This window comes from Calothrix sp. FACHB-168 (genome assembly GCF_963889195.1).
Lineage (GTDB): Bacteria > Cyanobacteriota > Cyanobacteriia > Cyanobacteriales > Nostocaceae > Aulosira > Aulosira anomala_A.
Genome location: NZ_CAWPNJ010000027.1, coordinates 36887 through 51983, shown reverse-complemented (window position 1 = coordinate 51983; position 15097 = coordinate 36887). Strand labels below are relative to the sequence as shown.

At 44.0% G+C, this 15097-nt stretch carries 9 protein-coding genes and 1 pseudogene; 2 read left to right on the top strand and 8 right to left on the bottom strand.

The genetic code is table 11. The annotated features are described in order from the left end of the window. Positions 1-78: 78 nt before the first annotated feature. Positions 79-261: a hypothetical protein gene (locus AACW45_RS16970; protein WP_190633692.1), complete on the top strand. Its 183-nt coding sequence runs from the start codon at positions 79-81 to the stop codon at positions 259-261. 59 nt (positions 262-320) lie between these two features. On the opposite strand, the gene AACW45_RS16965 is transcribed toward AACW45_RS16970, so the two are convergent. Beyond that, positions 321-1715: an ATP-dependent DNA helicase gene (locus AACW45_RS16965; protein WP_242045700.1), complete on the bottom strand. Its 1395-nt coding sequence runs from the start codon at positions 1713-1715 to the stop codon at positions 321-323. A 109-nt stretch (positions 1716-1824) separates the two neighbouring features. Then, positions 1825-2184: pseudogene (locus tag AACW45_RS16960) on the bottom strand (phosphotransferase); the annotation flags it as partial. 345 nt (positions 2185-2529) lie between these two features. Between AACW45_RS16960 and AACW45_RS16955 the strand changes: the two are divergent. Beyond that, on the top strand, positions 2530-5274 hold the full coding sequence (locus AACW45_RS16955) for a hybrid sensor histidine kinase/response regulator (RefSeq protein ID WP_277880407.1): 2745 nt from the start codon (positions 2530-2532) through the stop codon (positions 5272-5274). A 41-nt stretch (positions 5275-5315) separates the two neighbouring features. On the opposite strand, the gene AACW45_RS16950 is transcribed toward AACW45_RS16955, so the two are convergent. From AACW45_RS16950 to AACW45_RS16925, 6 genes are all read right to left on the bottom strand, one after another. Next, positions 5316-6167, bottom strand: a complete 852-nt coding sequence (locus tag AACW45_RS16950) for a hypothetical protein (protein ID WP_242045698.1) — start codon at positions 6165-6167, stop codon at positions 5316-5318. Positions 6168-6438: 271 nt separating this feature from the next. Continuing rightward, positions 6439-8073: a TrbI/VirB10 family protein gene (locus AACW45_RS16945; RefSeq protein ID WP_190633690.1), complete on the bottom strand. Its 1635-nt coding sequence runs from the start codon at positions 8071-8073 to the stop codon at positions 6439-6441. A gap of 17 nt (positions 8074-8090) precedes the next feature. After that, entirely contained in the window at positions 8091-8822 is a 732-nt protein-coding gene (locus AACW45_RS16940) for a hypothetical protein (RefSeq protein WP_190633689.1), read from the bottom strand. A 461-nt stretch (positions 8823-9283) separates the two neighbouring features. After that, entirely contained in the window at positions 9284-10402 is a 1119-nt protein-coding gene (locus tag AACW45_RS16935) for a hypothetical protein (RefSeq protein ID WP_179075923.1), read from the bottom strand. A 310-nt stretch (positions 10403-10712) separates the two neighbouring features. After that, the gene (locus tag AACW45_RS16930) at positions 10713-11531 is read right to left on the bottom strand and encodes a hypothetical protein (protein ID WP_190633688.1); all 819 of its coding nucleotides are present in this window, start codon (positions 11529-11531) and stop codon (positions 10713-10715) included. Between the two features lie 33 nt (positions 11532-11564). Then, the gene (locus AACW45_RS16925; protein ID WP_242045697.1) at positions 11565-14912 is read right to left on the bottom strand and encodes a hypothetical protein; all 3348 of its coding nucleotides are present in this window, start codon (positions 14910-14912) and stop codon (positions 11565-11567) included. Between the last annotated feature and the right edge of the window lie 185 nt (positions 14913-15097).

Here is a 15097-nt window from a genome sequence, read left to right as displayed (position 1 = left end):
TAACCGAATGTTGGTAAAACGATAAGAATCGGGGATACTGGCGGTAACGCTAACCTTTGCTGCATCGAGTTTCGTCATATGTCTACACTGGATACCTTACCGGATCTCCAATTACCGAAAGTTGGTAAAATGGAAAAATTGAGCCTGCTATCTTCGGGTGCAAGTCGCCGAATCAACGCAGATATGAGGATGTGCGATCGCGGAAATATCTCTTCCCCTGTTTGGCTAAAACAGAGAAGTAAAAAGCTAAACCTTATATAAGGTAAGCTTTTTCAGCCTCTATTTCCGTTTGATAGGGTCGAGATTCCTATACACCATTGTCACCGGATAACTAATATCCGTTGTCTAGCCCGTGAGCTAGAAACATAGTACAAACGATTAAACTCTCTAATCTTTGCCAGGACTGCCTTACTGTCATCTCCTCGTTCTGGATAAAGTCGCTTACTCAAATCTTTACCATCAATACCCGCTTCTAAGAAAGTGCTACCTTGGCTATTGTGAACAGTTAATGCAAAGCAGTTTCTGATGTTGGCAAACTGCTCTGAATGTTTGTAGTACTGCTTCCACAGAAAGGGATTACGCTTGGCACTTTTAAGTAAGCGTTTGGTTTCTTGATCAAATTGTTTTTGCTCATCTTCATGCAGAACATAGATTTGACGCACAATCCCTTCATCTGTCTCTACCTTTAACCTCCAAGTATCATAGTTGTTGTAACGATCCCCAAAGACATCTAAAACAGTAAACTCTGTAGATGTAGAAAGAATCGTAGTTTTACCATCAGGAGCCATCACAGGATCTCTGGTGATTAATCTCTCTCCAGGAATAAAGCGATTGATATTTTCACCATATAAATGTGTGCGAATCTGATGATTGTAAAAGTCAACTTGAGTATTAGTCCAGGATAAAATTCGGAAACAATCTGGGTTTTGAGCAAATTCTCTCTTCATCTTTTTGCAGGCATAACGCAGCAAAGTTTGACGTTTAACCATCAGCGCCCCATTACTTTTATCAGGCAGATATTTGGCATAAGGCTCAAAAGGAAACTTGCTCTTGGTGACTGCATAGCGAGAAGCAGTGACAAACTCTAACAAAGGGCTACCAGTTCCTTGACGCACAACTTGAGTCAAAACTGCTTTATCTGGCACTTGAAAACTAGGAGATTTTCCTTCATTAACTGGATTTAACTGTGCTGGGTCGCCCATGAGAATAATTTTGATTTTTGTCCAGGTGGATGATTGGTTAGCAACATCCTCAATCCAGCGCCAGAGTTGTTTGCCAATCATGGAACATTCATCAATAAAGACAACATCAAATAGATTGATGTAAGAAGGCCCTGTTTGATCAAGTACTTTCTCTTTACCTCTAGTTACCATACCCAGTCCTAACAACTGGTGAATGGTGAAGAATTCTACCCCAGTTACGCCATTTTCTGCCGCCATGCGTTGCAGCACACCTACAGCTTTATTAGTGGGTGCAGTCAGTACAACTCGCTTACCCGCAGCGACAAGAACTTTAACTAGTTGGAATACAATAGTTGACTTGCCGGTTCCCGCATAGCCAACCAGCAGAAATAAAGCAGCCATCACAGTTGGCTGTATAAATGTCCACATTGCATCTAAAGCTTTTTGCTGCTGTTGGGTGAGTTGAAATGGAAAAGAACTTGTTGCAGCGAAAGTAGGAAGTGTTTGGATCATCATCGCGGGAGCTAATTCCATTAATTGATCCACTCAATGCAGCGATAGCTGTTGGTTTTACTTCTCCGAAAAACAATACTCCTTCTGGTTTGAGGAATATGTTTCCATATCCATTCGGCATCATCAGCAATCAATATCCCAAACCAGCCATTTGCTGTTCATGTGTGGACAGCATCATCTGTGCTAGTTCTATGTAAGATTCTTCACCTGTTCGCAGTACGAACATTGCAATCATGACAGTGTAGGCACAATACAATTCGACGATGTGATCGTGCATTCGAGGCCAAACTTGACCCCCAGACTGTTGGTACTGCTGAAGTAGATGAGAGAGTGCGGATTCACCAAAAATGGCGTAGTAAAGAGCGAAGTCTGTTGCTGGGTTGGCAACCGAGGCTTCTGTCCAATCCAGTAGTCCAGTCACTCGGTAGTTCTGGTCAACCAAGATGTGTCCTGGGTGTAAGTCACCGTGGATGAGTGCAGAATGTACAGGCCAGTACGTGTCATCGTCTAACCAGTTATGCTACCTCTACCAGATCGTCTCCGAGATATTGAGTAGGTGTTTTGCTTGCTCCATATTATGGGCGAGAGACTGCCGAACCTCAGCTGGCTGTAGCACCCTGACACCAGCCTTGACTGCTGCATCATGATTAATCGAGTGCAGGGCGGCAAGTGTGCTAGCCAAGGAGTCACTAGTAAATCTTACTACGCAGCAATACGTGTTTTAATATACCGAATACTCTAATATACTGAAAATAGTTTTTAGCGTAGGCGTGGCCCGCCTTAGACATCGCTCGTTTTTTATCCGGCCTCACTTTGGAGTGTTGCTCCCATCTCTATGTTATTTATCAAACAAAAATACCTGCCCTACAGGATTGCATTTTTCAGTGTGGGAGTAACTTTGCTAGTAAAGCTGGGACTAGAGCATCTAACTGGAATCACAAGTTCTTTCAGCTTGTGGCTGATTGCGATCGCTATAAGTACTTGGTACGGTAGTATCATTTCAGGATTGACATCATTGTTTTTGGCTGCTTTAGCTAGTCATTACTTTTTTACAAACCCATCTTCTACTCTCAATAGTTTGGAATTTGTATTATTTGTTATCGAGGGTCTATTAATCAGTGCGCTAACTGCTAACTTTCAGTCAAGCAAACAGCAGTCAGATTCTGATAAAACAGAAGCCCAAATTAATCTAAAAGATTTATTACAGAGTCAGCGTTCACTTCGACAAGGTGAGGAACTATACCGAACATTAACCCAAAATCTACCCAATGGAGTAGTTTTTCTCTTTGATCGAGATATGCGCTTTATGGGTGCTGAGGGTACAGAACTGCAAATTTTTGGTTTAGCAAAAGAAGAGTTTCAAGGTAAAACGCTGCACGAAACTGTTCTCCCTGAGACTTACGAACTGATAGAACCAGTTTACCGTAGTACCTTACAGGGTACTCCAATGTGTATTGAAATTCCTTATAACAATCAAGTTTATCTAATACAAACTTTTCCAGTTAAAGATGAAAATAGCAAAATTCTGACTGGCTTGGCAATCTTCCAAAACGTTACGAACCGCAAACAAGCAGAAGCAAAAATTATCAAGTTAAACCAAGCTTTAAATCGACGAGTTAAAGAACTACAAACTTTGTTAGAGGTGATTCCAACTGGCATTGGCATTGCAGAAGATCCAGAATGCCGAACTATTCGAGCTAATCCGGCTCTTGCTAAACTGCTTGGCATACCTATTGACGCAAATGCCTCTCTCAGCGCTCCTAATGATGAACGTCCAACTAACTTTAAAGTTTACCAGTCAGGCAGAGAACTAGCTCCAGAAGAACTAGCTATGCAATATGCTACCACTCATGGTGTGGAAATACTGGATTCTGAGATTGAGGTGGTTCGTGATGATGGTGTGAGAATTAACCTGTCGCAGTATGCTGCCCCTTTATTTGATGAAGATGGAAAAGTGCGGGGGTGTGTAAGTATATTTCTAGATATTACCCAGCGCAACCAGGCAGAAAGAAAATTGCAAGCTGCTAGAGATCAGTTGCAGACTGTACTGGAAGCTGTACCTGGAATTGTATCTTGGGTCAGTTCCGATTTGTGCTATCTAGGTGTCAACAAGCACTTAGCTGATAGTTTTAATTTGTCTCCTGAAGCTTTTGTTGGTCAGGATATTGGTTTTTTAGCTAGTGGTAATGGGTTTCGTGAGTTCGTGCAAAATTTCTTTGCTGGAGATGAATCTGAAGCATTATATGAGTTGAAATCCATAAGCGCAGATCGTAGTTATTTAATTGTGGCTCAAAAATATGACCAGAACAGAGCCGCATTTTTAATCGGCATTGATATCACTGAACAAAAGCGTGTAGAAGAAGAACTGAGACAAAAGACTGAGGAACTGGCAGAAATAAATCGAGTAAAGGATGAATTCGTCGCTGTCTTGTCTCATGAGTTACGTACTCCCATGCATAATCTCCACGGCTGGGCGCAACTATTGCTAACTGAATCTGAGATGGATGAAGCACTAAAAGTTGAGGGACTGGAAACGATTGAGCGGAATGCCCGTCTCCAAGTTCGCTTAATTGACGATTTGTTGGATCTGGCTAGGATGCAGAAGGGCGAGATGAATTTGGAAATCGAACCTGTTGACCTAGCAAGTGTAATTCGGTCAGCAGCAGATACTATTCGATTGTCAGCCGAAACAAAGGGCATTCAAATTCAGTTACATCTTGATGCTGTTGTGTCCAAGGTTTTAGGTGATGCCATTCGTTTACAACAGGTGGTTTGGAATTTGCTTTCAAATGCAATCAAGTTTAGTTCCAAGAATGAAAGTGTAGAGGTGAGGTTGGAACAAGTTGAGTCTCAAGCTCAGATTACTGTTATTGATCGAGGGAGGGGCATAGAAGCAGAGTTTATACCATTCGTCTTTGAACGGTTTAGTCAGCGTGATGCTTCCACTACTCGTTCTGCTGGTGGATTAGGGTTAGGACTAGCGATCGCTCTCACAATTGTAGAACTCCACAATGGCAATATCACAGCAGCCAGTGCAGGATTCGGCAAGGGTTCGACATTCACGGTGAGACTACCTATCGTGACAATGACAACGCAGTTAAGCAATGATGAACTATTCCTTGGAGAATTGCTGCATGGGAATAAAGAAATTGCCCAATTGCAGAACTTGTGCATTCTGGTTGTAGATGACGATGCAGATGCTCGGATGTTAATGCAGACTGTTCTTCAGAGCGCCGGGGCAGATGTATTAGTGGCAGCATCAGTAAGAGAAGCATTGGCAGTTTTAGAACAGCGTAGGCGTAGCCCAACCCAAACATCGCCCGCTCTACTGATTAGTGATATCAGTATGCCAGATGAGGATGGCTTTACCTTAATTCATCAGGTTCGCTCCCGCAGTATAGAGCAAGGGGGACAAATTCCTGCGGTAAACGAAGTTATGCCGAAGGCGATCGCTCTCACCGCATTTGCTGGAGCCAAAAATGAGCAACGTATTTTAGAAGCAGGGTTTCAACTTTTTATTACCAAGCCAATTGAGCCAATGGAACTCGTGGACAAGATCATTGAGGTGTTAAAAACTTGATCAAATGTCAATTCCTTTCTATTTTAACCAGTGCATCACCTCTAGCGTTGCTGTCCTAGTTTGAGTAGGCGGTCATTTAAGGCGATTCTTCCTAATTCAGAAATAACCTTAACTGGAACACCAACAGATTTAGCTGCTTCTGGGATTGTTACTCTGCTATTTCGCAACAGGTCTAAAACTTGCTGCACTTTAGGAACAACTGGATCGCTTGTGTTGGTGTAACCCCGATTTATAGCAATTCTCAGCCCGGTTTCAATATCATCTACTCTCGCTCTGCGATTTTTATCTATCAATAGTGTCTGCTGTCCGGCGATTGCGCTACTTTCAGAAGCCGCTCTGCGTCTACGCGCACTGCCGGAGACTGCGCGTAGCTTGCTTCCCCCTAGGGGTACGGCAACGTCTTCTGGTGTGTCCGCTATGCGTAGCTTGCTTCCCCCTAGGGGTACGACGATCGCATTTGCAATATGAATACCAATATACTCAGTGTTTCTACGCATTGAAACGATATCGAAGTTGTAGAGTCGTTTTTGTCCCGTTTTGTCTACAGTTTGGACAAGTAAGTTAGTAATGGCAGTGGTGGTAGCGCCTGGAAACTTTAGCGGTTGGATTGCCCTCAGAAAGATGGTTGTGGCGCGTCCGCTTTTTAAATCTGTATCTGTGGTGTAGACCAGTTGTGAAGGATCTGCTACCAAAATGTAGGCGATCGCCTCGTCGGTTTGAGTGAAGCTAATGGGCGTAGCACGTCCTGGAGTAACTTGAACCTGAATCCTACTGCTTGCAGCTGTATCCCGTTCAATCAAGCGATATGCAGGAGTTTGTGCCTGTACAACAGGTATCGTCACCCCAAATAGTATTGTGGTACTAGTAATAACAAGAGTGGCAAATAGTTTCATACCAATTTTTAATTTTGGACTAGAAGTTTTGACTTATAGGCTGTTCCAGTAATCTCAAATATTAAGTTGTAGAACGTTCAGTTTGTATCTATTCAATAGCCAGGATGCTGTATATGAATTGATTCCAATTTGTTTGAATTTTAAGCATTGGTGAATCAGGGGATGATTTCGTCGAATTTGTCAGGAATTTTCAATGGTTTCAACCGCCAATTCATCCCGCATTTATGCAACGCCGAATTTTAAATTGCTGACTACCCGCACCAAATTGGTATCATCGTTCAACTTTCAAAAAACTATTGACGACAACCGAGACTTCTGTACCTTCAGGTAAAAACTGGATATTTGGACGTTGTAGTAATTCCTGTACTGCTTGGTCAGAGCGTCTAGACAGACGTTCACTGACTGGACTAAAAAAGCCTTCTAGCGCCGCCGCCCAAATCTGAGGATTAGAGTTACTAGTAATAGTACTTTGGTTAAAAGTGCCACTAGAAACAACAGTGCTAGATTGAGTGCGGGGCTGATTTACTATGCTTCCCACCTTACCCAAACTACTAAGTAATCCAACTAATAAATCTTGTTGGGCAATATCTGTCCCCACATCATTCAGCTTTTTAGCAATTAACGGTTTTTGTCCTCGACCGCGAATTAATAGAGTCTCAGCGGGAATGGTTTCCTGTTTGACTGTGCCTTGGGAGTCAGGGTAAATAAGCGCGATCGCACTAGCAGATACTAAGTTATTCTTTTTACCTACTGCCACTGTTTTCGTTACTAAAACAGTACCAGCTGGGAGTGCCACCGTGCCGTCTGTGGCTGTGAGAGGTTTAGTTAATTCGATAGCAAAGCGATCGCTGGGATTATTCCCTCCCTGATCCCAAATCATCGGCATGACAATTCTACCTGGGGCAGATGTACCCAGTGCTACCTCTTTAGTTTCATTGACATTGAGATTGGTTGTAGCTACAGGGGTGCGATTGAGGATACCTACCATTCCTGGAGTCAAGTTATCAGTTTTACTGTCAGTGCTTTTGGAGCCAATTAAAACTGTTTGAATACCAGGGTCTTCAGGTGTGGAAATGGATGTCCTAGCTGTTGGTTTCAAGCCTGTTGGAGTTTGAGTGTTCACAGCAACTTCTGACTGAGTTTCAGCTGCTTTAGAGTTACCGATTTGCGACTGTCCCAGGCTAGCTAGTTGGTTCCACTTTTGGAAAGGATCGACATTACTTTCAGGCTGTCGTATTGGTGTTGAAGCTTGATAATTGACAGGATTTGGAGAAATATACCGCACTACTGGGGGCGCAGGTTGAGAAAGTCTTACAGGAGTTATTGGTGTTATGCGTGATGTAGGAGTTGTGCGCGGTGAAAAAGTCTGAGGAGGTCGAGATGGCGTTGGTTTGGATTTATTTTGTAGGGTTGGACTTGGGGATTTAGCCGCAACAGGTTCCACTTTGAGTTGTTGCCGTTGGTCTTGAAAGGCTAATCTGCTTTTCAGTTCGGCAGATTCATCCAAAACTGGTTCGCCTTTTGGAGATGTAGTAGGAGTTTGAACTACTTGTTTAACAGGAGGTTTCGGTTGGAGAAATCCAAACCAGATCAGTGCTACAGAGCCAATAACGATTCCCACTAAGCCAACTACTGAACCTAGTCGAACACTAGGTTTTTCTGCTAACGGTCGCTCTACTGCTCCTTCTGCATCTTGTTTCAAGCGATATTCTTCGGAAATGAGGTGATTTGCGGTAGGGTTATAACCTGCCAACAACTGCTCCTCTTCAGGGCTGATATCATCATCAGCAACCAAAGTGGCTTGGTTAGAGCGATGATTGCCGTTAGTACTGTTGAATTCCGGCGAAGAATCACCAGAGTTTTCATTTAGGTAGTCAAATTCATGGTTTTGATTTGAATTGGTCATAATTCTACCTTTTTCCTTTAGCGTCGTTGCTGAGAATTGAACTCAACCATCTTGGTAATTTGCAGTCCAGACGATCGCACTTCATAAATTTTCTGTTCTACCAGGGGGGCATCTTTACCCAAAGGAGATCGGGGAATCTCCACTGCTTGGACGGTAAATGTGCGGTTAAAAGAAATCCGCTCATCTCTACCAGTAGTACGGTCAACTAAGATACGGGTAGCAATCATGTCTATTTCCCATTCCCCAGGTCGTACTGCTCTCGGTTCTGACAAATAGGAAATAATAGTGGTGCTACGCAGCTGACCTGAAAAGAAGCTAGTAGGAACTAATTCGGCGATCTTCGGTAGAGAAGCTTTGGCAAATTCCGGTTCTAGCAGCAAGGAAGCAAACCAAGTATTTGTGGGAATCCGCCCATTTCTACCAACTTGAATGCCTTGGTCTGGTTGATTAGTGCCAGTGAGTTTGTCATCCCAGTTAAATGTTAGGGTTGTCCAGTCACTAACTACTTTTTGAATTACAGCTGGATAACGCCAGTTACGGTCTTGCTCGGAAATGTAGATTGTCTCGCCATTTACTAACTGGGCAAAGGTCGTCTTGCGATCGGCAATTTTATTGACCCTGAAAGCGGTGAATAGAGTCAACAAAAATATCAGACAGTTAAATGCAGTTAGGCAGATAAAGCAAACAGCCAGGAGGTTTTTGGCTTCTGGAAGTAATGGAGCTTGAAGTCGTTTAATTTGTAGAGTCATACCAAATTGGCATAGGTAGTATTATTTGAAAATCCACCGAACAGCCTTGTGTTAAAGGTTTTTAATTCGTCTTGGAAAGTTATGATTTTTAGCTTGAAAATAGGGACTGGGGAGTAGGGACTGGGGACTGGGGACTGGGAACGAGGGTAGGTTAATTTTCATGTCCTCGTTGTGTGATTCATCACATGACCGTTTAGCTTGAAAATAGGGAATAGGGAATAGGGGAATAAGGATTTTCATCCCTTGATTGTGGGATTTTCCCGTGATTGACTGTCTTGAAAAGTGACGCTCCTCCGTCGCTCTAAACGTACCCCTGCTCTTAAGCAAGCTGCAAGCGTCTCGTAGAGAAGTTATGCCGCAGTCTTTACGCTGCGCTAACGGAGAGGTGCAAGTCGGCGCACCCTGCGGGATCTTGCTACAGACTTTCCGCAAAATCCAAAATCTAAAATCCAAAATTGGTATTACCCCCTGCGGAGTAAAGCAATACTGGTTGCAGTTCCAATGGCACTGCTAAAAATATCGATTAAGCCTTTGACATTGGCAGAAATACCGTTATAGATTGCCATTCCCCCACCTCCAGCTATCAATACCGCCAAAACTGGTGCAAAGATGCTTAGGAAACATAAAAATGCTACATCAGATGCTAATTCAGCACCCGACTTCACCAGCACGACGGCTGCTAAACCTACTAAAATGTTGTAACCAAGTTGAACACCAAACAAGGAAATAAACCCTGTCAGCCACGCCCAAATAGGACGACCTTGTAATGGCAGCAAAGATAAACCAACTGCGATCGGTGCAAATAATGCCGTCAGCAGCAGAGCAGCTTCCAAGATGTTTACAAAGCCCCATTGCAGGGCATACAGGATAAAACGAATAATGGGGATGGCAGTATCTCGAAACACACTACCTGGATCATTGGCAAACTGAACAGCAGTACCGATTTGACCAGGCAAAGTTCTATTCCAGAGAAAACTACCAAAATCTCGTAGTGGTTGGAGTGGAGATTTAGCTTGCTCTTCAGCTTTGGTAACAATTGCCTGTGCCTGGGCTTGCTTTGAGTTCCAGCATTCAACTAACTCTGTACCGACTTTTCCTTGACATTCGCTATAGAGGTTTTCTAGCTGTTGTCTAGCGATACTGCTAATTGCCACATTGGTAATAGCATCTCGAAATGTTAGTTCACCAACTTGAAGCTGAAGAACGCTTTGCACTTGGTTGTAAGCAAAGCCTCGGATAACAGTAATTGTCTTCGCCAGCATATTGCCGTTGGCCCCCAAGAAAATCATAATCACGATGGGCCAAACAAAGATTGATGCCAGTTCTGACCATGATTGTTTTTCAATGATTTCCTTGCCAGTGGTTAGCGCCACAAATAAGATGCTGGCGGCTCCCAAGGTGATGCCCAATTTAATCAAGCCAATCCATAATGCTGAACCGAGCGGATCTAAAGTAACTAGCCAGACGGTATTCCACGACTCAACTGTGGCGCGAGAAAGTTCTAAAGAACTGGAGATAATTTCTAGGGCATCGGATTCTCCGCCTGTTACTGGAAATGATTGAGCAATAATGTGGATCATGAGTGTCGAAAGCGTTAGCGATCGCAGCTAAAATTGACAGGACTTACGGATAAGAAATGAGTTTGCGGAGCGTCCCGTTGGCGCAGCCTCTCGTAGAGAAGGGAAGACACGAAGAAATGGAAGGTTTTGCGTAAGTTGTAATTGATTTACAATGTCTAATTAATTACTTAGAGCTAGTACAGCACGACATAAATAAACCAACCATAGCCCTACTCTTAAAACTTGCTAGGAAATAGCTAAAAAGGTTGATTAATCAGCTTTTTGACTTTTGAATTCACGGCGGTACTAGCTCTAAGATTCCAATTGGTAGCTACTGCTTGTCAGAACCAAGGGTAATACCACCAGGCATGATCAATAACCCCGCCTGTTGAGTGGCAGCATTGCCTGCGGCAACACTCTTACGGCGATCGGCAGTATTGATGGCTGAAAGTTCCTTGGCTGTTTGAGCGGTTAGGGTGTTACTTAATGCCCTGTCAATGCGTGCTTGTTGAGCTTCTTGAAGCATCCGCTCGTTGACGCGACTGCTAAGGGCAGTCTGTTGGGATAGGTTTTGCAAAATCTGTTGGGTGACATCTAAACTTTGGGATTCCTCACCCAAGCTTACGTTTTCTTGAGTATCTTGTTGAGTAGCTTGCTTAATTTGAGCCATCTGACTTTGGGCTGTTTGGCTCAAAGTAGCCTGATTAGCGATCTCTGTGGCAACTGTTCTAGTAGCGTATTTACCAAGGTCTTCACGGATACCATAAGAGCTTTGACCATTGGTTTTGTTCTCCAAAGTTTCAGACAGCACGGCACCAGGGTCATTGTTGGCAGAACCGTTCATAATTCCTGCCAAAACTTTGTTTAAATCTGGAATTTGAATTGCACCCAAGGCAGAATTGAGCAGATTGCCAAGAGGATTAAATAGGTCATTTTGAGCAAAATTTTTGACATCACCCACAAAATCACTGATTTGAGATGCTGTGTCTGAGGTGAAAATACTACTACCAGTAGTTTTGTTACTAACAGCAGCAGCTACTGGATCTCGACCGTTGTCTTGAGTACGAGCAAGGGCTGGACTGGCGATAGAACCAAGTTCAAAAATTAGAATTAGTGCCATCAATCTGATAAAGGTAAGTTTAGATTTCATGATTCACCTTCCTTAATGCAGTTTTTAGATATATCAACTTGCAATCAGGCGTTCTTGAGCCTGTTGGCCATCGTTACTCTCTTGGCGATCGTTTTCTTGTTGCAGAGATGCTCCGCTTTGGTAGGGCCTGTCCGCAGGAGTTACGGCTGGGCGTAACCAATCGCGCAATACTGGGGTTTGATCTATCTCTTTGCCAATATGCTTAAAGCCTCTGTTTTCCTTCAAAGCAGGAATGTAAGCATCAGTAAACGCTCTCAGTCCTAACAGGTTGCCTTTAGCGGTATCTGGATACTGAGCCATCACTCGTTCTCGTGCTTCCCGTTCATCCTGGTTATTGGCAACACTGGCCAGCATCATTTCGCCAGGGTAAAAGCGGGTACGCCAGAATCTACCACCTGTTTCTACTAGCCAACAGGAATAAAGGTCGCTGGTACGGGGCAAAAATGCTTCAGTTGCATTCTGACTGATAATATTGATGGGATAGCCCAGATACTGTTGGAAAGAAGCAACGCCGCTACTGGTAATACGTCCGGTAATCCGGTAGGTCATGTTCTGCATAATTTGAGCGCCTGTTGAACACTCGCAAATGGTATCCGGGTCTTGGGACAGCAGCAGAACAGCAATGCCTTCTTTCCTTCCCGTGGCACAGGTTTCGCCTATAATCTGGGCAAAGCCATCTTTACGTAATAATACGGAAAGCTCATCGCCAATAAACAAACTCTTAGGATGGGATAGAGCGTTACGGATACAGGCGCTATGGGCGTTAATTGCCATCAAGTAAGCATCCTGTTCGTTACTCAATCCACTGAGGGCAAAGAATTTAATCGCCGGTAATGGGGAAAAAGTGCTGGGACGAGCGATCGCTTTTCCCAACCTAGATGCGAGTAAAGCACTAACCTGATTTTGGATTTGGTTAAGTGCCTGTCGGTCAATCTCTTCAAAGGATCTGAGATTAAGGCGCTCTCTGGTACAGAACTTAACGAAATCTGGTAGTGTGGGTATCTGCTGCCATTCTGGTGAAAGCCAGCCCATCTCAAAGGCTCGGTTGTAGCGAGTAATAATTTCTGGGTCTTTTAGAAATACGTCCAAAGCTTTGACTAGCAAGGCATCAACCCGTTGAGCTAGATGAGGATTTTTGACTTTACCCATTGCGATCGCTGTTAACGCTTTGCGAATAAAGTCCTTCCAAGATTCCATGCGCCGTTCCCGTTCTGACTTGTCGAACCGTCGCAAATCTGGCGGTTCCAGTAGGTTACTGCTGCCACTGGAAATATCGTAATATGCTCCTTGCTCGCCCAAAAGCTCAATTGCCGTCTTGAAGGTGCTATTGCCACTGGCAGAGATGTCCATACCAACAACGGGAATATTGTTAGCTAATGCCTCTAGAGCAAAGCGCCATCCCAAAACGCTCTTTCCTGAGCCGGAAGTACCTGTAATTAGAGCGCGTCCAATCTGTTGGTGAAATAAATCTACATAAATAGGCTTGCCACCACGACTGGTAAGGAATTCCACACCTTGTTTATCGATGTCCTTGGGGACAGTTAGGGGCATGATTCCAGCCACAGTATGGGTATCTAAAGTTATTCTGCGTTCGCTGAGATTACCTCCGTGCAGCAACCATTTGCAGGTAATCGGCAGAGTTTGCAGCCAAATTTCCCAAGCAATATTACGCTCTCGAATGACTTTGGCAGTCTCAAAACTGTTAGCCAATAAGTTGCAAGCGTGGGTTAACTCTTGGGCACTGTGACGATAAACTAGAAATACAGGCGCACAGTGCAACGCTTTTGTCCCTTCATAAAGTCGTCGTTGGGCTTCAAAAGATTCCTCCTGTTTGATTTCCGCTCCAACGTCCCGTCCTTGTCCTTTGGTTATGGCTAAAGTACGGGCTGTTTTGGATTGTTTTGCCTGACGCGCCAGGTTGTCTTGGATGAAGAAGTCATTGCTGCGGCTAATTTCAATCCAAGCTTCTGTATCGTGGACGTAGCTGGAAGCAAGGATTTTCCAGACCCACTTTAGCTGTTCTTGGGCATTAGACCAGCCTACAGGGGGATCTGTTACGACCACGACTCCACAAACCTTGCTTTTACCAGTCAGGTAAACTCGGTCATGATCTCCCCGATGTTCGGGACAAGCAGAACGTCCCTGTTGTCCTTCAATTAGTAATGTACAAATGTGCTTGTCGGTGGTTAGGGTTTCTGTTAACTCCAGTCCCGTCTCAGTTTCCTTCAGTGTAATGACTTGGGGAATAGGAGGTGCTGCACCCTCATTAAATCGATTCCAAAGCCACTGCCACAAATCTGTAGCATTGCAAGGTGTTACTTCTAAGCCAATTTTGGTATTGAGCAGCAATTCCCACTGGATAAATCCTTGCTGAAACCCTTGCAGTAAGAGCTTTTTGAAAAACTCCTCTTGGTAAATGCGTTTGTTCCCTGTAATCAATTCAACTGCCCAAGAGCCAAATTTTCTGCATTTTTCAATCAGTCCACCCACAAAATCCTTTTGCTGTGAACCAGCTTCATCATCGCTCGTCCAAGTACAGAAGGCGATTTGGCTCCAGATTTGGCGAGAACCTGCTTCCTTGAGTTGTTCCACCCGCAATTGCTCGTTGCGAAGCAGCACAGAAACTGGTTTCAAGTGGCAATCGTCTGCTAAGGCAGTTAGTGGGGTTTGGCGTTTCTGGGGTACTTCCTTGGCAGAGCCTGTCCGTAGGGGATACGATTCGGTATCATCACTATAACAGCCTGTACAAAAGGTAATTTTTTCACCAGGGGGTAGTTCTTTCAAACCCTCTTCGATAGAGCGGGCAAATTCGCTGACCTCATTTTCATGTAGTATGTCATGCAGTCCAGCGATGCGAAACCCAAACACGAGTTGATACTGAGAGTTGCCTTTATCTAATAAGAGGGCAGCCACTTCACGATCATCTTTCTTAATTTCTGCAATACAGCAGATGTTTACCTCATTTTGGAAGGGCATGAGCTTACTTTTGCCTCCATATTGATTCGGTACAATCAGTGGCTTGAATCGGATTTGCACTTGCGAGTCTGCATAACGCCGACGCACCCACCAAGGTCGATATTCGGGAATCGGTGAGATGTAAATGCTGTTACTATTGCACCACTCTGTTCCCGGTGGATTACGCCATCGATCTAAAAACTGATGGGGCTGTTTGCCTGTGAGAATCCACCAACTGATAATTAGCCAGAAGGAGGTGGCAAAGAACCAACCCATACCCAAACTGAGTAAACCATTGGTGAGAACATAGCAAACTACAATGATGGCAATCCAAGGAAGTAGCTGTTCAGCCGGAATTGGCCCAATGCTGGCTTGCTTGCCTAGAATCCGATTGACTTTGATGAATTCTCGATTGTCTTGTGCCATATTTGTGTAATTCTCTGGTGCTGCATTAATAGTCTGTCAACCAAGAAGTGACAAGTGAAGATAAGGGAGAGAATAAGACTTTTCTTCTTGTCATGAACCTCTCAAAGTTGCTTTGAGGAACTATTAGCAGGATTTTTCAACTTTTCCAAAATTTCTCAATAACTGACACCGCCTAAATTTTCTGA

Excerpts from the sequence above, each read along its gene's own strand:
- AACW45_RS16970 (WP_190633692.1), top strand. The coding sequence starts at position 79 with ATGTCTACACTGGATACCTTACCGGATCTCCAATTACCGAAAGTTGGT.
- AACW45_RS16935 (WP_179075923.1), bottom strand. The coding sequence starts at position 10,402 with ATGATCCACATTATTGCTCAATCATTTCCAGTAACAGGCGGAGAATCC.
- AACW45_RS16945 (WP_190633690.1), bottom strand. The coding sequence starts at position 8,073 with ATGACCAATTCAAATCAAAACCATGAATTTGACTACCTAAATGAAAAC.
- AACW45_RS16925 (WP_242045697.1), bottom strand. The coding sequence starts at position 14,912 with ATGGCACAAGACAATCGAGAATTCATCAAAGTCAATCGGATTCTAGGC.
- AACW45_RS16955 (WP_277880407.1), top strand. The coding sequence starts at position 2,530 with ATGTTATTTATCAAACAAAAATACCTGCCCTACAGGATTGCATTTTTC.
- AACW45_RS16950 (WP_242045698.1), bottom strand. The coding sequence starts at position 6,167 with ATGAAACTATTTGCCACTCTTGTTATTACTAGTACCACAATACTATTT.
- AACW45_RS16965 (WP_242045700.1), bottom strand. The coding sequence starts at position 1,715 with ATGGAATTAGCTCCCGCGATGATGATCCAAACACTTCCTACTTTCGCT.
- AACW45_RS16930 (WP_190633688.1), bottom strand. The coding sequence starts at position 11,531 with ATGAAATCTAAACTTACCTTTATCAGATTGATGGCACTAATTCTAATT.
- AACW45_RS16940 (WP_190633689.1), bottom strand. The coding sequence starts at position 8,822 with ATGACTCTACAAATTAAACGACTTCAAGCTCCATTACTTCCAGAAGCC.